Consider the following 23,239-nt stretch of genomic DNA (forward strand, 5'->3'; position numbering starts at 1 on the left):
CATAATCAACGATATTGCTTGCATCGTTATTTGTCGTTTTCAATTTTGCAGGTATCACAAGGTAAGTGACGGCCAATAAGTTTACGATAAGCAAGTGCGCCTAAAATACCCCCAATCATTGGAGCAATGAGTGGGACTAAGAAATAAGGAATATCGCGTCCACCTGTTAAAGCAATATCACCCCATCCGGCAAAGAATGCGACTAATTTTGGCCCAAAATCACGGGCAGGGTTTAAGGCGAATCCAGTTAATGGACCAAATGCACCACCGATAACCGCAATCAGAATACCGATAAGTAATGGCGCTAAAGGCCCACGAGGTACACCGTTACCATCATCTGTTAAGGCTAAAATTAAGCCAACGAGAATAACGGCAATAATTACTTCGATAAAAAATGCGTGGATCACAGAGATTTGGGCTGCTGGGTAAGTAGAGAAGACGCCCGCAGTAAAGAGGCTTTCTTGTGATCCTCGTACAATTCCATTGACCTGTTCGTAGTCGATAAATAAATTGTAATACATAAAGTACACAACAGCGGCGGCAAAAAAACCACCTAACATTTGTGCAACAATATAAGGGATAACTTTTTTACGTTCAAAGCACGCAAACAACCAGAATGCGACTGTGACCGCCGGGTTGAGGTGAGCACCAGAGGTACCCGCAGTAAGGTAAACGGCTAAGGCAACACCTAAGCCCCAGATAATACTTATCTCCCAAAGACCGAGTTGAGCGCCTGCGATACGTGCTGCTGCAACACAACCAAGACCAAAGAAGACTAGCAATGCAGTACCGATAAACTCGGAAATGCATTGACCCATAAGAGAGGTTTTCGTCTGGCTCATATATTCTATCCTGAAAGAGGGTGATTTTAATTGTTAGTATTCTTTTCGTATTGAAAAGATAACTGTAAATTTATCGTTAATGAGCGTAAACGAGAATAAGCGAAATTGAATTTTGTGTGTCCCATCATGAAAATGAGTGAAAACGCTCTTAAATAGTGACTTGTACAACACTAGGAGTGTGATCAGACCAGTATTTTTGTTAAATTGAAAAAAGCAGGTAATTCCACGGAAGATGCTAGACAGTTGTTGATAGGCTACTTACAATCGGGAGTATCGATTATATGGGGGATTACAGTATGTCATTTGAAGTTTTTGAAAAATTAGAGTCAAAAGTACAACAAGCACTAGATACCATCACATTATTACAGATGGAAATTGAAGAGCTAAAAGAGAAAAATGATGCACTGAATCAAGAAGTGCAGGGCGCAAGAGAATCAAGAGAAGCCTTGGTTCGTGAAAACGAAGAGCTGAAACAAGAGCAATCAAGCTGGCAAGAGCGTTTACGTGCTCTGCTAGGAAAAATGGAAGACGTACAATAATCGTCCACCGTTTTCACCAGTTAAAAACAAAGCCACTGATAAAGTGGCTTTTGTCGCTTTATGCGTTATCTTTGTTAATAAGAGAATGGTCTATTATTCTTCTAATAAATCATCATCTAAATCGTCATCATCTAAGCCTAAAGGCTCTTCAGATAAGATAATGCCAGTATTATCAGCATAAAGATAATCACCGGAGAAGAAAGTAACACCACCAAAGTTTACGCGGATATCACTGTCGCCGATGCCTTCACTTGGGCAACCTGCAGGAATGGCAGCCATCGCTTGAATGCCTAAATCAAGCTCAGATAAAGCGTCCACTTGGCGTACTGCACCATAAACAACAATACCTTCCCATTCGTTGAGTACCGCCAGTTGCGCCAATTCAGCGTCGACTAGCGCTTTGCGGACAGAGCCTCCGCCATCAACTAATAGAATACGATCTTTACCGTTTTCTTCTAGTAAGTCATAAAGCAGACCATTATCTTCAAAACATTTGACAGTGGTAATTTGTCCACCAAAAGAGCTACGACCACCAAAGTTTGAGAAAAGCGGTTCTACGACATTGATATCTTCTTGATAGATATCACAGAGTTCAGAAGTATCATATTTCATAGGATTTACGTCAGGTTGCCTCAGGAAAGTCCAGTATATCCCTTAACAGGGGGTGTTGGCAAAAGACTCACTGACAATTCAGTGAGTCAAATCAACAATAGCGGTAAATTACTCTAAAACTAAACCTAAAGAAAAAAGAATATTGGTTAACAGCGCCGCTTTGACCATATGTTCAAGCAGTGGTCGCATGGCTTCGCCACTAAGATCAGCATTAACGCGTTTAATATGCAGTAATAGCATGGGAACGGCTAATAAAAATAGCCACGCCGTCCAACGGTGCATATAAATCAGGGTGAACACAATCAAACAGATAATGGCTATGGCAATCACGCAGGTGTGGTAAATCCGTGAGCCAGAAGCCCCCAAACGCACCGCCAAGGTATTTTTACCGGCTTGAATGTCGTTTTCAAGATCACGCATATTGTTAATGTTAAGTACTGCGACCGAGAGCAGTCCGCAGGCGGTGGCAGGCAGTAGTGTCACAATATTAAAAGCATTAGCTTGCAAATAATAAGTGCCAATCACACTTAGCCAGCCAAAGAAAATTAATACCGAAATATCGCCCAATCCCATATAGCCATAAGGGCGTTTCCCTACGGTATAGGTAATGGCAGCCACGATAGCCAATAAGCCCATCACTAAAAAGCCAATAGCATCTTCGGGTTTTTTACAGGCGACAATTATCAAGGCGATACCTGAAATACAGGAGATAATTACATTGATAATTAAGGCTTTTTTCATTTGAGCAGGGGTGATAACCCCTTTTTGCATTCCACGCAGTGGCCCTAATCGCTCTTCAGTATCTGTCCCTTTAACGGCATCACCATAGTCATTCGCTAAGTTAGAGAGAATTTGTAGTGTGCCAGCAGTTAAAATCGCCAGTAATGCAATAGGTAGCTCAAAATGACCCGTCCAATACGCTAAGGCGGAGCCTGTCACAATAGCAATTAACCCTAAAGGTAGGGTTTTGGGTCGTAAACTTTCAAGCCAGGCTTGTGTCCGGCTAATGGAATGTTGAGCGCTCATGCTGAAATTCAATACTCATGTTCGTTGTTATTATAAAAATAAGAATGGGAGGCAAGCCTCCCACGTTAATATTGCTGATTAAGGATCGCATAAGTTGATTATAAAATAAATCGACTCAGATCTTCATCTGCTACAAGCTCATCCAGATGCTGTTTCACATATTCTGCATCAATAAGAATAGTTTCGCCTTGACGTTCACTCGCATCATAGGAAATTTCTTCCATTAAACGCTCTAATACCGTATGTAGACGACGTGCACCGATGTTTTCAGTGGTTTCATTTACACGCCATGCAGATTCGGCAATTTTGCGAATACCGTCTTGGCTAAAGTTAATGCTTACCCCTTCGGTAGCCATTAATGCTTGATACTGTTTTGTTAATGATGCATTTGGCTCAGTAAGGATACGCTCAAAATCTTCTGCAGTCAGTGCTTGTAGTTCAACACGAATAGGCAGACGGCCTTGTAACTCAGGAATTAAGTCAGAAGGACTAGAGACTTGGAATGCGCCTGAGGCAATAAACAGAATATGATCTGTTTTCACCATACCGTGCTTAGTGGATACGGTGCAACCTTCTACCAGTGGTAATAGGTCACGTTGTACACCTTCACGAGAAACATCAGGGCCAGAGCTTTGACCACCACGTTTACAGATTTTATCTACTTCATCAATAAACACGATACCATGTTGCTCAACTGCATCGATGGCTTGTTGTTTTAACTCTTCAGGATTAACCAGTTTAGCGGCTTCTTCTTCGACAATCAGTTTAAACGCTTCTTTGATTTTCATCTTACGCGCTTTTTGCTTTTGTCCCGCTAAATTTTGGAACATGGATTGTAATTGATTAGTCATCTCTTCCATGCCTGGAGGTGCCATAATTTCAACACCCATTGGGGTGGCCGCTAATTCAATTTCAATCTCTTTGTCGTCTAATTGGCCTTCACGGAGTTTCTTACGGAACGCTTGGCGCGCTGCTGAAGGCTCTGAGGATGATGCCGATTCTGTGACTCCCCAGTTATTTTTTGCTGGTGGGATCAGTACATCAAGAATACGCTCTTCTGCCATTTCTTCAGCACGGTAACGATTTTTTTCAATCGCTTGGCTACGTACCATTTTAACAGCAGAATCAGTTAAATCGCGGATAATAGAATCGACTTCTTTACCTACATAACCCACTTCAGTGAATTTTGTGGCTTCGACTTTGATAAAAGGTGCATTGGCTAATTTTGCTAAACGACGTGCAATTTCAGTTTTACCTACCCCTGTAGGTCCAATCATCAAAATATTTTTTGGGGTTACTTCATGACGCAGCGCTTCATCAAGCTGCATGCGACGCCAGCGGTTACGCAGTGCAATAGCAACCGCACGTTTGGCCTTATCTTGACCAATAATAAATCTGTCGAGTTCGCTGGCAATTTCGCGAGGAGTCATTTCGGACATGCTCTCAAATCCTTACTCTTTTGAAGAGATTTCTTCAAAGTTGACATTATGGTTGGTGTAGATGCAGATATCACCGGCAATATTCAGTGCTTTTTCCGCAATTTCGCGTGCACTTAGATCGGTGTTTTCTAACATCGCTCTCGCCGCTGCTTGTGCATAAGGGCCACCAGAACCAATAGCAATCAGATCGTTTTCTGGCTGCACAACATCACCGTTACCAGTGATAATCAAAGATGTTGTTTCGTCTGCCACAGCCAGTAATGCTTCTAGTTTGCGTAACATTCTGTCTGTACGCCAATCTTTCGCAAGTTCAACAGCGGCTTTAGTTAAATGGCCTTGATGGAGCTCTAATTTACGCTCAAAAAGTTCAAAAAGCGTGAAAGCATCAGCAGTGCCGCCGGCAAATCCCGCAATCACTTTGTCGTTATAAAGACGGCGTACTTTGCGAACATTGCCTTTCATGACGGTATTACCCATCGTCGCCTGTCCATCACCACCGATTACGACTTGGCCATTACGGCGAACACTTACGATTGTAGTCATGAGTCAGCCCCTGGTTTATCAATAAAAAGAAGTGGGTTGTGCTTTAATATCAGAAAAAACACAGCCCATTATGTGAATTAGATTTATAGGTGGGGGAGAAATTTTATTTTTCAACCCCCCGCAGTACGAAGAATACAACCTGATACACCTGCGCCTGCAGCTTGACGGCTTAGCGTATTGGCTTGCTCTTTATTAAATGGGCCAGATAAAACGCGGATCCAGCCGTCATTTCCTTTGGTCACACGGCTTTCGATACCGGAAAATGCTAAGGTTGCGCGTACAGATTCGGCTTGTTCATTGGTTTTAAATGAACCGCATTGGACTAAAAAGCGCGCTTCAGTCGTCGCTGGTTTTGGTGTTGTTATCGCAGGTGCAGGCTCCTGTTTTACCGGTGCTGAAGGTTGCGAAGGTTGTACCGAAGGTGCGGTGGTTGTCGGTGGGGTAATGACAACCTGTGAACGTGGTACTTCACCGTTATAAGGCACTTCTGGTAACTCTACCGCCGGTTGACGTTTATCCGCTTCAATTTGTTGTAAAAAACGTAATTGCTCCGGTGAAAGTGTCGCTTTCGGATTAATCTGGCTCCCTGAAGAGGTCGCTGGTGGCTGTAATGGGTTCCCCACCTGTCGATTCTCAAGCTCTTTGATATATTGCCAACGCTCTTGCGGTTTAGGTGGTAAGTTGTTAGTTGGTTGTTGCCCTGCACTTGATGACGTTGGTTCGACAACCTCTTTTTTATTATGGGTAATAAAATAGAGGCCGCCAACAAATAGCGCCACAAGCGCAATTGCTACAATAAGTGTGGTTAAAGGCAACCCACTGGCCGCCTTTTTACCTTTGCCTTTCGTTGTCTTTTTACGACGAGCAGATGACTGTCCTCGTCCCACATAGTCTCGTTGTGCCACAGTTCGATTCGCTGATAATTAAATGAATAGGTATCACAACCGATATGTTACTTAACATAGTGTCTTTTGCCTAGCTTTTAAGCCGACAGACACTTTCTCTTACTATTAACTCACAATCTAATAGGCGAGAGCCGGGTGCAACAGGTCTACCTTGTAACTGATCAAGCAGTAACAACATGGATTGACGACCAATTTGGTAACGTGGCTGTTCCATGGTGGTTAATGCAGGCTCGCTATAGCGCGTAATATCAAGGTTATCGAAGCCAATCACAGAGAGATCGTCAGGTAATTGTAAGCCAAGTTTTTTAGCCTGCCACATCACACCAATCGCCATAATATCGCTATGACAGAATACCGCTGTCGGTGGTTCAGGTAACGAAATTAACTTTTTCAGACTTTCTGCACCGCTTTCGTGGGTAAAATCACCTCTAATAATATAATCTTCGCGTAGAGGGACACCGGTTCTACGCATAGCTTGAATATAACCTTGTAAGCGATAACGACATAGTGGCATATCTTCAGGGCCAGTAATACAGGCAATACGCTTATGTCCCATCTGTTGTAGATAGTGGGTGGCTCTAAAAGAAGCAGTCAAATTATCAATATGAACGGTTGGCAATTCAAGCTCTGGCGCAAATTCATTTGCCATGATCATAGGAGGAAGATTTTTTTGCTCTTCTTTAGAAACATCAAAAGGGATATGAGAGCCAAGCAGTAACATGCCGTCAATCTGCTTAGTAATAATTAAATTAATAAAGGCATTTTCATGTTTTTGTTGGTGTTTACAGTCACCAATTAACACAAGATAGCCGTGTTGAGCTGCGGTTTCTTCAATGCCACATACAACATCTGTAAAAAAGGGATCACTGATGTTAGGGACGATCACGAGGATCGTTTTTGACTCGTTACGTTTCAGGTTTTTTGACAAATTATGTGGGTAATAACCCACGTCAAGAACAGCTTGCTCAACTTTTTGACGGGTTTGTGAGGATACTTTTTCTGGATTCATTAATGTGCGTGACACCGTGGCTGTTGACACGCCAGCAGCAAAAGCAACATCTTTCATTGTTGCTTGTGCGCTCTCTTTATTATTCTGTTGCAAACCCCATACCTCCGTACTGATGGTTTGGTTAAACGATTGCTTTTTTGTTGCAAAAAAACCGTCGTTGTCCAAAATACAAAGATGCGACGGTTTTTTAATTCAAGAAATATTCTAAATTGTTATTTTACCCACTTTTTGAATAGATACTGTTACCTAGTTTGCATAAAAAGTGTGATACCAATCGTTTTTATGAGGTAGTTCGCAAAATTGATAAATAGTTTTGAATTATAAGCGCGCTAAATATCAGTAGGCTTAGCAATCAGTTGGATCAACATCAATATTCCATTTCACTTTTTTACTCTCAGGAAGCGCCACTATCTGAGGATAAGTAACAGACATTAACTTTTGTAAATAACCCCTTGAAGGATGTTGCAATAATAGTTGCCAACGGAAATTTCCTCCTCGTTTTGCCTGAATGGCCGGAATGGGGCCCATCACCCATAAATGACTATCTCTCATCGGATGTTGCTCGAAGAACTGTTTAAGCTGGCGTAAAAACTGGGGGGCTTTTTGGTTATTATGATCTTCAGAGCGGATCATAATATGGCTGGAATAAGGGGGTAAAAAGGTTGCTTGTCGCTCTTGTAACGCCTCTTTAGTAAAAGCATCATAGCCTTTTTCTAACAGCGTTAATAATAGCGGGTGATCGGGTTGGTGAGTTTGTAAATAGACGGCACCTTGTTTCCCAGCTCTTCCTGCACGACCTGATACTTGAGTATAAAGCTGAGCAAAACGTTCAGCAGCACGAAAGTCACTAGAAAATAAAGCACCATCAACATCAAGTAGCGCCACCAGCGTAACGTCTGGGAAGTGGTGACCTTTAGCCAACATCTGTGTGCCAATTAGAATACGTGATCCACCTTGATAGATGTCTTCTAGTTGTTGCTCTAATGCTCCTTTACGACTGGTGGTATCTTTATCAATACGGGTGATCGGGGTATTAGGAAATAACTCGCCAATGCCTTGTTCAAGTTGTTCTGTGCCCAATCCTACTGGCATTAAATTAGTTGAACCACATTGAGGGCATTGTGATGGAATACGACGTTGGCTATCACACTGGTGGCAACGTAGCATGCCGTGTTTTTGATGTAAGGTATAATAGTGATCACAGCGAGGGCATTCGGCAATCCAACCACACTCATGGCAGAGTAACGCAGGCGCAAAGCCACGGCGATTTAAAAACAACATCACTTGGTTACCGGCATTAAGATGCTCTTTTATGGCTTTAATGAGTGTTGGAGAGAGTCCGGTTGTGAGCGGTTGCCCTTTTAGGTCGATTAAATGCTCTGTGGCAGGTTTAGCATTTCCCGCCCGTTGCGTTAACGTCAGTTGTTGATATTTTTTTTGTGCAACGTTATAGCTGGTTTCAATCGATGGGGTGGCAGTGCCCATCACGATAGGAATATTTTCTTGCTTGGCGCGAAAGACCGCTAAATCCCGTGCATGGTAACGCCAGCCATCTTGTTGCTTATAAGAGCCATCATGCTCTTCATCAATAATAATAATCCCTAATTGCTGAAAAGGGGTGAGCAATGCCGAGCGCGTACCGATAATAATGGCATTATCTCCCCGTTTCGCTCGTAGCCATACCGCAAGGCGTTCCGTATCGTTGAGTCCGGAGTGAAGAACATCGACGGGGGCATTAAAACGTGCTTTAAAACGGCGAATGGTTTGTGGGGTCAAACCTATTTCAGGGACTAAGATCAGTGCTTGTTTACCTTGAGCGAGAATAGTTTCAAGTACACTGAGATACACTTCTGTTTTACCAGAGCCTGTGATCCCCAATAATAACCAAGGCGAAAATTGGTCTGCTTGTGCCGTGATAGCACCAACAGCAACCGCCTGTTCGGCATTAAGTTTAAATCGTTCGCCTTGTACGGCAAAAGTGCTTTGCCACTGTATAGGGGCGGGTTGAATAGGACGTAAATCCGCTAATGCTTTCTTTTTTAAGTTATTTAGTGTCGCTGTTGTAATTTCATATTCATCTAACTGGTGGCGATACAAAGGGGCACGGCGTAGTGCCGCCAAAGCTTGTTGTTGCTTTTTAGCGCTTTTTAGACTGTTAAGATCAAGCGCTTCTCCCTCTTGAGTGGCATACCATTGCCATAAGGGCGTAAATTCAGCCGGTTTCCCTTGTCGTAGTAGAATTGGCATCGCATGAAAGAGAACTTCACCTAAAGGATAATGATAATAAGCACTTGCCCAATTAAGCATATCCCATAAGATCCCCGGAAACAGAGTCTCTGTATCAAGTACTTCTTCAATAGGTTTCAGTTTTTCAATGGGAAACTCACTGTGTGAACTAAAACCTTTAACAATACCGATAGAGCGACGCTGTTTGCCAAAGGGAACGACCACGCGACAACCTATTGTTGGCATGGCACAACCTTCTGGAAGCAGGTAGTCAAAGGAAGAAAACAGTGGTACAGGTAATATTACCTGAACTATAGTCATATCAGGGTTTCCGAGTGTTTTAGCGAAAAGATAGTATTAAGAATATCACAAAAAGTGTGCAGATTTCATTGCGCGTTTGGCGGATATTCTGTATGATCCGCCCCCTTTGGTAGATAAAATACCAAACAATTTAATTCAATCAACACGACGTGTGGTGTTCGGCTGAGGGCTGAATAGCGACACGGCCTTAGCAGAGGTTTTCCATGAAAAAAGATATTCATCCTAAATACGAAGAAATTACTGCAACTTGTTCTTGCGGTAACGTTATGAAAATCAACTCCACAGCAGGCCACAACCTGAATCTGGACGTTTGTGATAAATGCCACCCATTCTATACTGGTAAACAACGTGATGTTGCAACCGGTGGTCGTGTTGATCTGTTCAACAAACGTTTCAAAATCCCAGGCAGCAAATAAGATATTTGTTACCACAACTTTTCAGGTAACACTGAAAACGTGTAGGGAAAACGGAATTGAAGAAAGCCCAAAGTATTTGCTTTGGGCTTTTTGTTATTCTTTATCGTCTAAATTATGGTCACTTTGTATCATACTTTAACCGCTTGATTTTTTTATTGATAGTAAGCTTTCCCTATCTCTATTCATCACCTAGCGTGATCTCCCAATGATAAAATAACATATCGAATATACCTCAAAGCGATAGCGCTCTTTTGTATGCGTTTTTTATGTAATATCGTCGCCAATGTTCGCGCTTTTAATAGTGACAAGACAGATCACAGCTATTCATAATCCTATTCACTTATCTATTCATTAACCTATTTATAAGTAGCGAATATCATGACACAACGAGCAGAAGTTATACGAAAAATACTACGTAATGGATCTGAGTCAGCAAGGTAACTAGCTAATATTATGAATATTAGTCAGCTAACCCTGTCTAGAGCATTAAAAATGTTGTCTAATGATATTGTTCAAATTGGCTCGGGTCGTTCTATTCACTTATCTATTCATTAACCTATTTATAAGTAGCGAATATCATGACACAACGAGCAGAAGTTATACGAAAAATACTACGTAATGGATCTGAGTCAGCAAGGCAACTAGCTAATATTATGAATATTAGTCAGCTAACCCTGTCTAGAGTATTAAAAATGTTGTCTAATGATATTGTTCGAATTGGTTCGGGTCGTTCTATTCAATATGCTTTACGTGATGGTTTGCGTGGCTTCAACTCTGTAACTATTTATCGCATAAATGAAGAAGGTAAAATTAAATTGTTGGGTAAATGACACCAGCTTATCCAGCCGGTTTTGTTATGAAGCGAGTTCGCGTATCTCTCGTCTAGAGTAATGCACAAATTGAAGCCCAAAGTGTTGGCTTTGGGCTTCTGGTTATATTTTTGCTATCAAAAATAATTTCTGATCAATATTCCCAAGTCTCGGGATCAACACCCCGCTGGCGCATTATTTCTTTTGCCTCTTCAGGGATTTCATCGTTACGCTCTTTGCGTAAGTCTTCATCATTGGGGAGAGGCTGTCCGGTAAATGCGTGTAAAAATGCTTCACACAATAATTCACTATTGGTGGCATGTTTTAGGTTATTGACCTGACGACGAGTGCGCTCATCTGTCAAAATTTTTAGCACTTTCAATGGGATTGAAACTGTAATTTTTTTGACTTGTTCGCTTTTTTTACCATGCTCAGCGTAAGGGCTGATATATTCACCGTTCCATTCAGCCATGGATTACCTTAATTAATATCATTTAGTTGAAGCCAGTTTAGGGTTGATGCCCTATTCTGACGAGCCATGCCAGTTTATCATGACTTTTCTAAAACCACCGACTGTTACTGGCTAAAGGTGTGAGAAAAAGCAATAGTTACCTGGCGATATCCTTAATATTTATATTATTCCATTTGTTGGTCTATCCGTAAAGGAGTTTAGATGTCTAGATGTATTGACGTCTTGGTGTCTAATTGGATATGCTGTAAGCGACTTTTCCACTTAGCGCTGTAACAAGGTGTCTGTATGACGAAGAAAACCGCAACCATTGCCATTCACAATGGGCTTAATGAAGATAAGCAATATGGCTGTGTTGTACCGCCAATCTATCTTTCTAGCACCTATAATTTCTTAGCATTTAATCAACCTCGTGAACATGATTACTCTCGTCGGGGCAATCCCTCGCGCGATATGGTGCAAAATGCATTAGCAGAGCTTGAAGGTGGGGTGGGAGCGGTTGTTACTAGCAGTGGGATGTCAGCAATTCATTTAATTTGTACGACTTTTTTAAAACCGGGTGATGTCATTGTGGCGCCCCATGATTGTTATGGGGGCAGTTATCGTCTGTTTAATAGTCAGCAGCAACGTGGTGCTTATCGTGTGGTATTTGTTGATCAAAACGATGAGCAAGCGTTACAACAGGCGTTGGCATTAGCACCAAAAATAGTATTTATTGAAACACCCAGTAATCCACTATTGCGCATCACTGATATTGAGAAAATAAGCCAATTAGCTCACCAAGTTGGGGCGTTGGTGGTGGCGGATAACACCTTTATGAGCCCGGTATTGCAAAAGCCATTGGCTTTAGGGGCTGATTTAGTGGTGCATTCTTGCACTAAGTATCTTAATGGGCATTCTGATCTTGTCGCGGGTGTTGTGATTAGTCAGTGTAGGAAACAGCTTGAGGATTTAAGCTGGTGGGCAAATAATATTGGTGTTACTGCTGGGGCGTTTGATAGTTATTTGTTATTACGAGGGATCAGAACCTTAGTACCACGAATTCGATTACAACAAGAAAATACTCAAGCATTGGTGGCTTATCTACAAACACAACCCTTAGTGGATAAAATTTATTACCCAGCACTAGAACATCATGTCGGTCACGCGATAGCGAAAAAACAGCAACAAGGTTTTGGTGCGATGTTAAGTTTTGAGTTAAAAGGGGGGATTGAAGCAATTAAATCCTTTTTATCTCATTTAACACTCTTTACACTGGCAGAGTCTTTAGGTGGTGTAGAAACATTAATTTGTCATCCGGCGACCATGACACACGCAGGAATGTCTGAAGAAGCGAGAAAAACCGCTGGGATCAGTAACGCTTTATTGCGCATTTCCGTGGGGATTGAGGATAGTCTGGATCTCATCAACGATTTACAAAATGCGTTTAATGCAGCAACGAAAAGGTAACCATGGATCATGAGCGTAGTGGCGATTAAACAACAGGCGCAACCAACTTGCCGTCAGTTACATAAATTCGGTGGTAGCAGTCTTGCAGACATAAAATGTTATCAGCGAGTTGTGAATATCATGACAAATTATAGCCAACCTAATGATTTAATGGTGGTTTCTGCAGCAGGCTCGACAACAAATCAGCTGATTAACTGGTTAAAATTGAGTCAAAGTGATCGTATTTCTGCCCATCAAGCTCAGCAAGAATTACGTCGTTATCAGCTATCCTTAATTGAAGGACTATTATCAAAAGAGCATGCACAAGCTCTTTCACAGGCCTTTATTGCTGATTTAGAAAGACTAAGTTACTTACTTGATAAGCCGATAACGGATGCAACTTATGCTGAAGTCGTTGGTCATGGTGAAATTTGGTCAGCGAGATTAATGGCAAGCTTATTAACGGAGCAGGGTTTACCTAGTGTGTGGTTAGATGCGCGAGAGTTTTTATGTGCAGAGCGCGCCGCACAGCCTCAAGTTAATGAAGCCTTATCGCGTCCTTTGTTACAATCATTGCTGGCTAAATATCCTCAATGTCGCTTTGTGGTAACGGGTTTTATTAGTCGTAATCAACAAGGTGAGACGGTGCTATTAGGCCGTAATGGTAGTGACTACTCAGCGACCCAAGTAGGTGCTTTAGCTGATGTGGGTAAAGTGACCATTTGGAGCGATGTTGCAGGGGTTTATAGTGCCGATCCCCGAAAAGTGAAAGATGCCTGTTTGCTACCGTTATTGCGTTTAGATGAGGCGAGCGAGCTGGCAAGATTAGCGGCGCCCGTTTTGCATACACGCACACTACAACCCGTCTCAGGGAGCAATATCGATTTACAATTACGTTGCAGTTACCAACCAGAGCAGGGTTCAACTCGAATTGAACGGGTATTAGCATCAGGCACAGGGGCAAAAATTGTCACTAGCCATGATGATGTTTGTTTAATTGAGCTTCAATTAGCCGCACATCAAAATTTTGAACAAATCGCTAAAGAAGTGGATGCATTACTTCAGCGGGTACAAATTCGTCCACTGGCAACAGGTATTGATAGAGATAGTCAGTTGCTACAGTTGTGTTACACCAGTGAAGTCGCTAATAGTGCGTTAGATGTTCTGCAAGATGCGGCCTTACCGGGTAAATTACATCTGCGAGAGGGCTTTTCTCTCGTTGCTTTAGTTGGCGCCGGGGTATGTAAAAATCCACTCCATTGCCACCGTTTCTACCAACAACTTAAAGATCAACCGGTAGAGTTTATTTGGCACGCGGAAGATAACATCAGTTTAGTTGCGGTATTACGTAACTATACGGCTTCATTATTGCAAGGTTTACATCAAACATTATTTAGGGCAGAAAAACAGATTGGTTTAGTGCTGTTTGGTAAAGGGAATATTGGCTCACGTTGGTTAGAGCTGTTTGCTCGTGAACAAGAGCCATTATCTGCACGTAGTGATTTTGAATTTATTCTGGCGGGGGTGGTAGATAGCCGTCGCAGCCTACTAGATCACCAAGGTATTGATCCTAGTCGCGCACTGGCCTTTTTTGATGATGAAGCAACAGTGCATAGTGAAGAGTCGCTTCATTTATGGATGAGATCGCATCCTTTTGATGATTTAGTGGTGGTCGATATTACCGCTAATGAAGAGCTTGCCGCCTGTTATGAAGATTTTGCCAGCTATGGTTTTCATGTGATTAGTGCAAATAAAATCGCTGGCTCGGCATCAAGTTTACGCTATCGCGCAACTCGTGATGCTTTCTCTAAAACAGGACGCCACTGGTTATATAATGCGACAGTTGGTGCGGGATTACCTATTAATCATACGGTGCGTGATCTACGTGAAAGCGGTGATACGATTTTATCTATCAGTGGTATTTTCTCCGGCACATTGTCATGGCTATTTTTACAATTTGATGGCAGCGTACCTTTTAGTGATTTGGTAGAGCAAGCATGGCAACAAGGGCTAACCGAGCCTGATCCGCGTATCGATTTATCAGGACAAGATGTGATGCGCAAATTGATTATTTTAGCCCGTGAAGCTGGCTATGATATTGAACCTGAGCAAGTCCGTGTTGAATCGCTGGTTCCTGCTCAAGCGCAAAGTGGATCATTAGAAGCCTTCTTTGAAAATAGCAGTGTGATTAATGAACAAATGGCACAACGTTTAGCGGCTGCCAATGAGATGGATATGGTACTGCGTTATATTGCGCGGTTTGACGCTAACGGCAAAGCGAAGGTTGGGGTTGAAGCGGTGAGAAAAGATCATCCTCTGGCATCACTATTACCGGGGGATAACCTATTTGCTATTGAAAGCCGTTGGTATCGTGATAACCCATTAGTCATTAGAGGTCCTGGTGCTGGACGTGATGTGACTGCGGGGGCTATTCAGTCTGATCTCAATCGCCTTTCTCAACTATTGTAAAAGACTATTTTCTTTTTAATCAAAACTATCAGTGATTTTTTTATTGCTGATAGTTTTCTGTGTATTTTTTTCTCTTCTATACTGAAAAAGATGATGATTAATTGTGTAGATAGAGAGGAAATATGAATAGAATTGTTGAAAAATGGATGTATCGCTCTCGTTGGTTATTTGCACCTGTCTATATTGGCTTATCTCTTGGATTGTTGGCATTAACGATTAAGTTTTTTCAGTCAATGTACGAGATCTTACCCAATATATTTGCCTTATCTGAAGCTGATTTAGTTTTACGTTTATTATCGCTAATTGATTTGGCATTAGTGGGGGGGTTATTGATAATGGTTATTTTCTCAGGTTATGAGAATTTTATTACCAATATGGAAATCGAAGGCGCGAAGGATAAACTCTCTTGGTTAGGTAACATGGATGCAGAATCGCTGAAAAATAAAGTTGCTGCTTCTATTGTTGCTATCTCTTCTATTCATTTGTTAGGGGTGTTTATGGACTTAAAAAATATCCCCGATAACAAGTTATTATGGTATGTGGTGCTACATCTGACTTTTGTTTTTTCCGCTTTTGTGATGGGCTATTTAGAGAAGATCTCTAAACGAAGTAAGCGAGCAAATAAAGCCAATCAAGGGTGATAAAATGAGAGCTACAGCACGTCGTTATTTTTAACCTTGGCTATACTTAGATCATCTCTAGTCACAAAGGAGCGATTAATGTCAAAAATTGAAAAACATGTTGATCAGCTAAAAGATAAAGCGACGGAGGTGAAGCATCGGACAGAAGAAAAATTATCTGAAGTTGCCCACGATTTAAAACATGGTGCATCTGATCTTAAAGAAAACGTAGAAAAAAAGATTGATTCATTGAAAAAGTGAATGTGCTATTTGTTAACACAAGGCGCTGCATAGTCAGCGCCTTTTCTATTTAAGGGGTATCGATAGGGTGAAATTGGAGAAAAAACACCAGACAATTTATCAATATTAAAAAAATTCATCTAAATTTTTCGCCAGATAAATTTTTACTTATTTCACCCTTTCTAGTAAAAAACGCTTCTTAGACGATAAGAAACAAAAAAATGTCCTTATTATGGTTAATATTGAGCAAAAACAACGTCGATATTAGCCATTCTTATAACACTAAAGCCGTAATTAAATTTCAGAAAATTCCCCCAAAACGCTTATTTTCTGATATGAATAGTAGGCTATAAGTAAAAAGCAGTGTGGCTTATCACAAAAATCACAATAAAGTCACATAAAAAATGAAAATTAATTACACAACTGGAAGGACATGACTTTTTCTTAGTAAAAAGTATGTTGTTACCGACACAAAGCCAAGGTCAGGAGTCTTATGAATCAACAATATTCTGCTATGCGTAGTAATGTCAGCATGCTTGGCAAACTACTCGGCGACACGATAAAAGAGGCACTCGGTGAAGAAATTTTAGATAAAGTGGAATCTATCCGAAAGTTATCTAAGTCATCACGAGCAGGTAATGAAGTTCAGCGACAAAAGCTACTATTAACCTTACAAAATCTCTCTAATGATGAGTTATTACCTGTTGCTAGAGCATTCAACCAATTCTTAAACCTGACTAATGTGGCAGAGCAATACCATAGCATTTCTCCTCATGGCGAGGCGGCAAGTAATCCTGTGGCATTGGCTAAATTAATTGAACGGCTGAAAGATAAAAACTTTACTAATCAGCAACTCAAACAAGCCGTTGAACAAATTTCGATTGAATTAGTCTTAACGGCTCATCCAACGGAAATTGCTCGCCGCACGCTTATTCATAAGCTAGTGGAAGTCAATACTTGCTTATCTCAGCTTGATCATGATGATCTTGCCGATTATGAACGTACCAATATTATGCGCCGTTTACGCCAATTGGTTGCGCAATCGTGGCATACCGATGAGATCAGAAAAATTCGCCCAACCCCTATTGATGAAGCGAAATGGGGTTTTGCGGTGGTCGAAAATAGCTTATGGGAAGGTGTGCCTGCTTTCTTACGTGAATTTAATGAACAGTTAGAAGAGTCTATTGACTACAATTTACCGGTAGAAGCTTCTCCTATTCGCTTTACTTCATGGATGGGGGGAGATCGTGATGGTAACCCAAATGTTACCGCTGAAATTACCCGTCATGCATTATTACTTAGTCGCTGGAAAGCCGCCGATCTATTTTTAAATGATATTCAGGTGCTCGTTTCTGAGCTGTCTATGACAGAAAGCACACCAGAATTACGCGAATTAGCGGGCGGTGCCGATGTTGCCGAGCCTTATCGTGAAATAGCCAAACAATTGCGCACTCGTTTACAAGTGACTCGTGATTATTTAGAACAACGTATCAAAGGTCAGCAATCATTACCTCCTGAAGGCTTACTGATTGATAATTCAGCACTTTGGGAACCTTTATATGCTTGTTACCAATCACTGCATCAGTGTGGTATGCGCATTATTGCCAATGGACAGTTATTAGATACTTTGCGCCGTATCCGTTGTTTTGGATTACAACTGGTGCGACTCGATATTCGCCAAGAAAGCACTAATCATACCGAAGCGCTGTCTGAATTAACGCAATATTTAGAGCTTGGTGATTATGCTAGTTGGTCTGAAGAGCAAAAACAGACGTTTTTACTGACAGAACTTAACTCTAAACGCCCATTGATCCCTACTCATTGGCAACCGAGTGAAGCAACTAAAGAGGTATTTGAAACCTGTCGGGTAATTGCTGAGTCACCAAAAGATTCTATTGCTTCTTATGTGATTTCCATGGCGAAAGTCCCTTCGGATGTATTAGCCGTTAAACTATTACTAAAAGAAGCAGGGGCAGATATTCGTTTACCGGTAGCACCATTATTTGAAACGTTAGAAGACTTAAATAACGCAGAAAGTGTGATGACCCGTCTGTTTGATATTCCGTGGTATCGCGATTTAATTGATAACAAACAGATGGTAATGATTGGTTATTCTGACTCAGCGAAAGATGCGGGTGTGATGGCGGCATCGTGGGCACAATATCGAGCACAGGATGCTTTAATTAAGTTATGTGAGAAATCTGGCGTGACATTAACGCTATTTCATGGCCGTGGAGGCACTATCGGCCGTGGAGGTGCGCCGGCACATGCTGCATTATTATCACAACCACCGGGGAGTTTAAAAGGTGGGTTGCGGGTGACAGAGCAAGGAGAGATGATCCGCTTTAAATTTGGCTTACCGCAAGTGACTATCAGTAGTTTGGCTCACTATGCTGGTGCGATTTTAGAAGCTAATTTATTGCCTCCTCCAGAGCCAAAAACAGCTTGGATTGAGGTTATGGATGCTTTATCTGATGTATCTTGCGAGATGTATCGTGGCTATGTCAGAGGTGAAAAAGATTTTGTGCCTTATTTCCGAGCAGCGACGCCAGAAGGTGAATTAGGTAAATTACCATTAGGCTCTCGACCTGCTAAACGTCGTCCAACAGGAGGCGTTGAAACATTGCGTGCTATTCCGTGGATCTTCGCTTGGACTCAAAACCGTTTAATGTTACCCGCATGGTTAGGGGCCGGTGCTGCTTTACAGCATGAGATAGATAACGGAAAACAAGCCGTATTGGATGATATGTGTGAGAATTGGCCTTTCTTTAATACTCGTATTGCTATGCTAGAGATGGTGTATGCAAAAGCGGATCTATGGCTTGCGGAGTATTACGATCAGCGTTTAGTCGAAGAAAATTTATGGCCATTAGGGGCGAAATTACGTCAACAACTCTCTGATGATATTAAGAGTGTATTAGCGATTTCCAAAGATGAGCATTTAATGGCGGACTTACCGTGGGTTGCTGAATCTATCGCATTGCGTAATGTTTATACTGATCCACTTAACGTCCTACAGGCAGAGCTATTGCAACGCTCTCGTACTCATAGCGAGTCTGATCCACGTATTGAACAAGCGTTGATGGTGACTATCGCAGGTATTGCAGCGGGTATGCGTAATACCGGTTAGTGGTCGCAATAGGGTTATTTTATTAGTAAAACAGCGCTAAATTTAGCGCTGTTTTTTTATCTTTTTTTCCAACGGTGCCAATAAAGAACGCAATAAACACGGCAAATAAACCAACGTTGATGCCAATTTTGGGCGCCTTTATTAAGGGCTGGAAAAAGGTGATAAGTACTAAATTGCTGTGCAATGATGGCTTGGTTTTTTGTATCACAGCGTTTACGAAAAAGAATAAAGAAACTGCCAAGTTCACGTAGTGCTTGTTGGCGCAACGCGTTGGCTAATAGTGGTTGATGTTGTTTATCTGCAAGCTGCAAGAGTTGTATAACGATTTGCAAATAACTTTGTGCGCGCTTGGCTTCTTTTTGTGGATTAGGTTTACGCGTAATAGAGTTAGGATTAGCGCAATAGTAATAAAGAGGTTGATCATCAAAGGCGATACGTTGAGTGACCAGTGCAAGTTGTGTCGTCCACAAAATATCTTCATGATAAAGGCCATCAATAAAGCGTAGGTGATGTTTTTTGATTATTTCGTGGCGAATAAATTGTAACCAAACAAAATGTGGCCATTGATGTTGCGTAACGGCATGGATCACCCACTCTTGGCCGCTGATCACTTGTTGATAAGGTTGACGTTGGTGGATGGTAGTTTGATGCTTTTGTGGATTATGTACATCATAGCGTTCACCATTGCCTATTAATACATCGATATGTTGTTCGCAGGCTAATTGATGCCAATGTGCCAGTAATTGAGGTTTAATAAAATCATCGCTATCAAAAAAGACTATCCAATCACCTTGAGCATATTTTAAGCCAGTATTTCTCGCGCTAGATAACCCTTGGTTAGTTTGGTGATAAAGGTGAAAACGATTATCTTGTTGGCAATAGAGCATAGCGATGTCAACACTATTATCCGTTGAGCCATCATTTATAATGATCACTTCAAAGTCGTGAAAGGTTTGGCAAAGTAGGCTCTCTAATAATCGCGTAATGCGAGATGCCTCATTAAACATAGGAACGATAACAGAAATAATCGGTGTTTTCACAATAGCCCGCCAAGGATTGAGAGATAATATCGCGCTATTTTACCTTTTTTTGGCCTCTTCATAAGACGCAATTGCAGTTACTCGTGCTTTGGCGTGATCAACAATTGGTTGTGGATAATCGAGGTAGTGACCTGTTTTGATTGCCCATTCAGAAGGAGTATGGATATAGCGATCTGGGACATCAGCAAGCTCTGGTAGCCAGTGGCGGATAAACTCACCATCAGGATCAAACTTACGTCCTTGGGTTGTCGGATTAAAAATACGAAAATAAGGTACAGCATCAGTGCCTGTTGATGCAGCCCATTGCCAGCCACCATTATTTGACGCGAAATCACCATCAATTAATTGTGACATAAAATAATTTTCCCCCCAGCGCCAATCAATTAATAGATCTTTGACTAAAAAACTTGCCGTCAGCATACGTAAGCGATTGTGCATCCAGCCGGTTTGATTCAGTTGTCGCATCGCGGCATCAATAATAGGAAAGCCTGTTAAGCCCTGTGTCCAAGCGGTAAATTCAGTTTGGTCATTACGCCAGCGAATATTTTCTGTCCATGGTTGAAAAGCTATCTGTTTGGATAAACTCGGGTTAGCAACTATTAGATGTTGATAAAACTCGCGCCAAACTAACTCATTAAACCAAACAAATGTACTGGAATGGTTATTTTCTAAGAAATCAGGCTCTGTTTGGTAAAGGCGATTAAAACATTGGCGCACAGACACTAGGCCTATGGCAAGATAAGGGGATAATTGACTGGTTCCATCAATAGCAGGAATATCTCGCCATTTTGCATAATGTATCACCCTTTCATAGCAAAACTGTTTTAAACGCTGTAACGCTGCTTGTTCGCTTGCTGGGAACATCTTGGTTGATGATATTGGTAGTGCAAAAAGTGGTGCACTTAACGGTGAAACGGCTTTTTGGTGTGCTCTTATTTCGGGGGCAGGTAATGAAGCATTATCTTGCGATAGAAATAGCCGTAAAAATGCGGTTCTAAAAGGAGTAAAGACTTTGTACATCTCTCCTTGTTGGGTCACGACATTCCCCGGTGGCACAAAAACGTTATCGTGGTAACAATAAACCGTGGTGTTATGGGCGAGTAATTCCATTACTTTTTTATCACGGTTTTGCTCATTAAGCGCATATTGATGATTAAAAAATAGCGCAGTGACCTGATGTTGCTGACAATAATCCACAATACTTTGTGCCGCATCAGCATATGTATCACTGATGATAAGTGTCAGTGGAATATTTAATTTAGCTAGCGCATGGGAAAGATTAAGCAATGCATCATGAATAAACGCCTGCTGTGATAAAGCCATATGATGGGCTTTCCACTGTGCAGGCGTGACGGTAAAAATGGCATGTACCTGCGCCTGTGTATTTTGGCAAGCATAAAAGAGCGCTTTATTATCGGTCACTCTTAGATCATGACGGAACCAAACTAAATGAACAGGCGCTGAGTGCATGTAACCTCTCTTAATCTAATTTTGGATGTTGATCGATAAGCGCTTGGCGTTTTTTCTGTAATGCTTCAATTTCCGCTTCGATATCTTCAACACGTTGTTCGATATTGTCATAGTGCTCAGATAAAATCTCTTTCGCTTCTGATTTATCTGATGCTGCCGGTGTTGCTCCACGTAATGGTTTGTTGGCTGTTTCAATCATTTTTATACCCGTTATCAAACCGACAACAGCAACTACCATTAGATAATAGGCGGGCATATATAAATTGCCAGTCGCTTCAACTAACCAAGCCGCTGCAGTTGGTGTGGCACCAGCAATTAATACCGAAATATTAAATGCAATAGCTAAGGCACTATAACGAATATGGGTTGGGAAAATAGCCGGTAAAATAGAGGCCATCACCCCAGTAAAACAGTTTAATAAAACCGCAAGAATTAATAATCCTAAGAAAATTAAGCCGATTTCATCACTGTTAATCATCATAAAGGCCGGATATGCCAATATAAACAGTCCAACGCTACCCCCGATAACAAAAGGTTTACGACCAATCTTATCACTCAGTAATCCAATCACAGGCTGAACAAATAGCATCCCTATCATAATCGCGATGATGATCAAGACCCCATGATCGGCGGAATAATTTAAGTTATGGGATAAATAACTTGGCATATAGGTTAGCAACATGTAGTAGGTGACGTTGGTCGCAATCACTAAGCCCACACATACCGTTAAACTTTTCCAATACTTGGAAGCGATTTCTCGTAATGAAACACGTGGCGGATTTTCGATAGATTTACGATCATCGCTGTTCATTTCATCAACATGTTGTTGGAAGGCCGGGGTTTCTTCTAAGGCATGACGTAAATATAAGCCAATCAGACCTAAAGGTAATGCCAAGAAGAATGGAATACGCCATCCCCACTCATGGAATGCAGCTTCACCCATAATGGTTGAGATAAGGACAACAACACCCGCCCCCATAACGAAGCCGGCAATAGAGCCGAAATCTAACCAGCTTCCCATAAAGCCCCGTTTACGGTCTGGTGAATATTCGGCAACGAAAATCGCCGCACCTGAGTACTCACCACCAATTGAGAAGCCTTGGGCTAGTTTTGCTAATAACAGTAAGACGGGTGCCCAAATCCCAATGGTGTCATACCCAGGAATAAGACCGATAGCAAAAGTACTTAATGCCATAATTATGATGGTGACAGATAAGACTTTTTGTCGTCCAAACTTATCCCCCAACATACCAAATACAACCCCACCTAATGGTCTAACAAGGAATGGGACTGAGAATGTCGCAAGTGCTGCGATCATTTGTACGCCAGGTGATGCACCAGGGAAAAACACTTGACCTAATACATAAGCCAAGAAGCCATATACACCAAAATCAAACCACTCCATTGCATTACCTAACGCTGCCGCAGTAATGGCTTTTTTAAGTTTGCTATCATCAATAATGGTTATATCATTGATTCTTAATGGTTTATTTCTTTTTTTCTTCAATTTCATATTAAGTGACCTTTCAATTAAGGTATTAGTAAATTGTTGTTATTCAATTAATAATTAAACGAAATGAAGTGACTATTTTATAGCGAGAAAAGAGAGTGGTAATAATTCACTAAAAAACAGTTTACTTCTACATAGTTAAATAGTGAGGGTGAACTAATAGCTTATGGAACACT

20 protein-coding genes are annotated in these 23,239 nt (G+C 41.5%); 8 read left to right on the forward strand and 12 right to left on the reverse strand.

Going from position 1 to position 23,239, the window contains the following annotated elements; translation table 11 throughout:
* Positions 1-26: 26 nt before the first annotated feature.
* Entirely contained in the window at positions 27-842 is an 816-nt protein-coding gene (locus tag PMI_RS15880; protein WP_004246421.1) for an MIP/aquaporin family protein, read from the reverse strand.
* 296 nt (positions 843-1,138) lie between these two features.
* Here PMI_RS15880 and zapB point away from each other — a divergent pair, with 296 nt between their 5' ends.
* Positions 1,139-1,381 carry a cell division protein ZapB gene (gene zapB / locus PMI_RS15885; RefSeq protein WP_012368679.1) on the forward strand — a complete coding sequence of 81 codons (243 nt, stop codon included), beginning with the start codon at positions 1,139-1,141 and terminating at the stop codon, positions 1,379-1,381.
* A gap of 93 nt (positions 1,382-1,474) precedes the next feature.
* On the opposite strand, the gene rraA is transcribed toward zapB, so the two are convergent.
* The 7 genes from rraA to priA all read right to left on the reverse strand — a co-directional run bounded on the left by rraA (position 1,475) and on the right by priA (position 9,462).
* Entirely contained in the window at positions 1,475-1,993 is a 519-nt protein-coding gene (rraA, locus tag PMI_RS15890) for a ribonuclease E activity regulator RraA (RefSeq protein ID WP_004246419.1), read from the reverse strand.
* 108 nt (positions 1,994-2,101) lie between these two features.
* A complete protein-coding gene (locus PMI_RS15895) occupies positions 2,102-3,019 on the reverse strand; it encodes a 1,4-dihydroxy-2-naphthoate polyprenyltransferase (protein WP_004249712.1) in 918 nt (305 codons plus the stop codon).
* Between the two features lie 98 nt (positions 3,020-3,117).
* Entirely contained in the window at positions 3,118-4,458 is a 1,341-nt protein-coding gene (hslU, locus tag PMI_RS15900) for an ATP-dependent protease ATPase subunit HslU (protein ID WP_004246417.1), read from the reverse strand.
* A 12-nt stretch (positions 4,459-4,470) separates the two neighbouring features.
* Positions 4,471-5,001: an ATP-dependent protease subunit HslV gene (gene hslV, locus PMI_RS15905; protein WP_004246416.1), complete on the reverse strand. Its 531-nt coding sequence runs from the start codon at positions 4,999-5,001 to the stop codon at positions 4,471-4,473.
* A 110-nt stretch (positions 5,002-5,111) separates the two neighbouring features.
* On the reverse strand, positions 5,112-5,906 hold the full coding sequence (ftsN, locus tag PMI_RS15910) for a cell division protein FtsN (protein ID WP_004246415.1): 795 nt from the start codon (positions 5,904-5,906) through the stop codon (positions 5,112-5,114).
* Between the two features lie 70 nt (positions 5,907-5,976).
* The gene (cytR, locus tag PMI_RS15915; RefSeq protein WP_004249710.1) at positions 5,977-7,008 is read right to left on the reverse strand and encodes a DNA-binding transcriptional regulator CytR; all 1,032 of its coding nucleotides are present in this window, start codon (positions 7,006-7,008) and stop codon (positions 5,977-5,979) included.
* A 252-nt stretch (positions 7,009-7,260) separates the two neighbouring features.
* Entirely contained in the window at positions 7,261-9,462 is a 2,202-nt protein-coding gene (priA, locus tag PMI_RS15920) for a primosomal protein N' (RefSeq protein WP_004249709.1), read from the reverse strand.
* 203 nt (positions 9,463-9,665) lie between these two features.
* Between priA and rpmE the strand changes: the two genes are divergently transcribed.
* Both rpmE and PMI_RS19700 read left to right on the forward strand, forming a co-directional pair.
* Complete coding sequence (rpmE, locus tag PMI_RS15925; RefSeq protein ID WP_004246411.1) at positions 9,666-9,878, forward strand: 50S ribosomal protein L31; 213 nt, start codon at positions 9,666-9,668, stop codon at positions 9,876-9,878.
* 578 nt (positions 9,879-10,456) lie between these two features.
* Positions 10,457-10,708: a hypothetical protein gene (locus PMI_RS19700; protein ID WP_036895959.1), complete on the forward strand. Its 252-nt coding sequence runs from the start codon at positions 10,457-10,459 to the stop codon at positions 10,706-10,708.
* A gap of 133 nt (positions 10,709-10,841) precedes the next feature.
* Here the strand turns inward: PMI_RS19700 and metJ are convergent, their stop codons facing one another.
* Entirely contained in the window at positions 10,842-11,159 is a 318-nt protein-coding gene (gene metJ / locus PMI_RS15935) for a met regulon transcriptional regulator MetJ (RefSeq protein ID WP_004246409.1), read from the reverse strand.
* Positions 11,160-11,444: 285 nt separating this feature from the next.
* On the opposite strand from metJ, the gene metB reads away from it, so the two are divergent.
* The 5 genes from metB (at position 11,445) to ppc (ending at position 19,043) form a co-directional block, all read left to right on the forward strand.
* Positions 11,445-12,605 carry a cystathionine gamma-synthase gene (gene metB / locus PMI_RS15940; RefSeq protein ID WP_004249706.1) on the forward strand — a complete coding sequence of 387 codons (1,161 nt, stop codon included), beginning with the start codon at positions 11,445-11,447 and terminating at the stop codon, positions 12,603-12,605.
* A gap of 9 nt (positions 12,606-12,614) precedes the next feature.
* Positions 12,615-15,053 carry a bifunctional aspartate kinase/homoserine dehydrogenase II gene (locus PMI_RS15945; RefSeq protein WP_004249705.1) on the forward strand — a complete coding sequence of 813 codons (2,439 nt, stop codon included), beginning with the start codon at positions 12,615-12,617 and terminating at the stop codon, positions 15,051-15,053.
* A gap of 122 nt (positions 15,054-15,175) precedes the next feature.
* On the forward strand, positions 15,176-15,694 hold the full coding sequence (locus tag PMI_RS15950; protein ID WP_004246405.1) for a TIGR00645 family protein: 519 nt from the start codon (positions 15,176-15,178) through the stop codon (positions 15,692-15,694).
* Positions 15,695-15,772: 78 nt separating this feature from the next.
* Complete coding sequence (locus PMI_RS19335; protein WP_004246404.1) at positions 15,773-15,934, forward strand: hypothetical protein; 162 nt, start codon at positions 15,773-15,775, stop codon at positions 15,932-15,934.
* Between the two features lie 472 nt (positions 15,935-16,406).
* Complete coding sequence (gene ppc, locus PMI_RS15955) at positions 16,407-19,043, forward strand: phosphoenolpyruvate carboxylase (RefSeq protein WP_004246402.1); 2,637 nt, start codon at positions 16,407-16,409, stop codon at positions 19,041-19,043.
* 56 nt (positions 19,044-19,099) lie between these two features.
* Here the strand turns inward: ppc and PMI_RS15960 are convergent, their stop codons facing one another.
* From PMI_RS15960 to proP, 3 genes are read right to left on the reverse strand one after another with little or no spacing between them, the layout of a single operon-like run.
* The gene (locus PMI_RS15960) at positions 19,100-20,083 is read right to left on the reverse strand and encodes a glycosyltransferase (RefSeq protein ID WP_012368680.1); all 984 of its coding nucleotides are present in this window, start codon (positions 20,081-20,083) and stop codon (positions 19,100-19,102) included.
* 39 nt (positions 20,084-20,122) lie between these two features.
* Complete coding sequence (gene phrB / locus PMI_RS15965; RefSeq protein ID WP_012368681.1) at positions 20,123-21,553, reverse strand: deoxyribodipyrimidine photo-lyase; 1,431 nt, start codon at positions 21,551-21,553, stop codon at positions 20,123-20,125.
* 10 nt (positions 21,554-21,563) lie between these two features.
* Positions 21,564-23,066, reverse strand: coding sequence for a glycine betaine/L-proline transporter ProP (gene proP / locus PMI_RS15970; protein ID WP_004246398.1), 1,503 nt, complete (start codon positions 23,064-23,066; stop codon positions 21,564-21,566).
* Positions 23,067-23,239 lie beyond the last annotated feature (173 nt).

It is taken from the genome of Proteus mirabilis HI4320, from assembly GCF_000069965.1.
GTDB classification, from domain to species: domain Bacteria; phylum Pseudomonadota; class Gammaproteobacteria; order Enterobacterales; family Enterobacteriaceae; genus Proteus; species Proteus mirabilis.

Excerpts from the sequence above, each read along its gene's own strand:
- PMI_RS15880 (WP_004246421.1), bottom strand. The coding sequence starts at position 842 with ATGAGCCAGACGAAAACCTCTCTTATGGGTCAATGCATTTCCGAGTTT.
- zapB (WP_012368679.1), top strand. The coding sequence starts at position 1,139 with ATGTCATTTGAAGTTTTTGAAAAATTAGAGTCAAAAGTACAACAAGCA.
- rraA (WP_004246419.1), bottom strand. The coding sequence starts at position 1,993 with ATGAAATATGATACTTCTGAACTCTGTGATATCTATCAAGAAGATATC.
- PMI_RS15895 (WP_004249712.1), bottom strand. The coding sequence starts at position 3,019 with ATGAGCGCTCAACATTCCATTAGCCGGACACAAGCCTGGCTTGAAAGT.
- hslU (WP_004246417.1), bottom strand. The coding sequence starts at position 4,458 with ATGTCCGAAATGACTCCTCGCGAAATTGCCAGCGAACTCGACAGATTT.
- hslV (WP_004246416.1), bottom strand. The coding sequence starts at position 5,001 with ATGACTACAATCGTAAGTGTTCGCCGTAATGGCCAAGTCGTAATCGGT.
- priA (WP_004249709.1), bottom strand. The coding sequence starts at position 9,462 with ATGACTATAGTTCAGGTAATATTACCTGTACCACTGTTTTCTTCCTTT.
- rpmE (WP_004246411.1), top strand. The coding sequence starts at position 9,666 with ATGAAAAAAGATATTCATCCTAAATACGAAGAAATTACTGCAACTTGT.
- PMI_RS19700 (WP_036895959.1), top strand. The coding sequence starts at position 10,457 with ATGACACAACGAGCAGAAGTTATACGAAAAATACTACGTAATGGATCT.
- metJ (WP_004246409.1), bottom strand. The coding sequence starts at position 11,159 with ATGGCTGAATGGAACGGTGAATATATCAGCCCTTACGCTGAGCATGGT.
- metB (WP_004249706.1), top strand. The coding sequence starts at position 11,445 with ATGACGAAGAAAACCGCAACCATTGCCATTCACAATGGGCTTAATGAA.
- PMI_RS15945 (WP_004249705.1), top strand. The coding sequence starts at position 12,615 with ATGAGCGTAGTGGCGATTAAACAACAGGCGCAACCAACTTGCCGTCAG.
- PMI_RS15950 (WP_004246405.1), top strand. The coding sequence starts at position 15,176 with ATGAATAGAATTGTTGAAAAATGGATGTATCGCTCTCGTTGGTTATTT.
- PMI_RS19335 (WP_004246404.1), top strand. The coding sequence starts at position 15,773 with ATGTCAAAAATTGAAAAACATGTTGATCAGCTAAAAGATAAAGCGACG.
- ppc (WP_004246402.1), top strand. The coding sequence starts at position 16,407 with ATGAATCAACAATATTCTGCTATGCGTAGTAATGTCAGCATGCTTGGC.
- phrB (WP_012368681.1), bottom strand. The coding sequence starts at position 21,553 with ATGCACTCAGCGCCTGTTCATTTAGTTTGGTTCCGTCATGATCTAAGA.
- proP (WP_004246398.1), bottom strand. The coding sequence starts at position 23,066 with ATGAAATTGAAGAAAAAAAGAAATAAACCATTAAGAATCAATGATATA.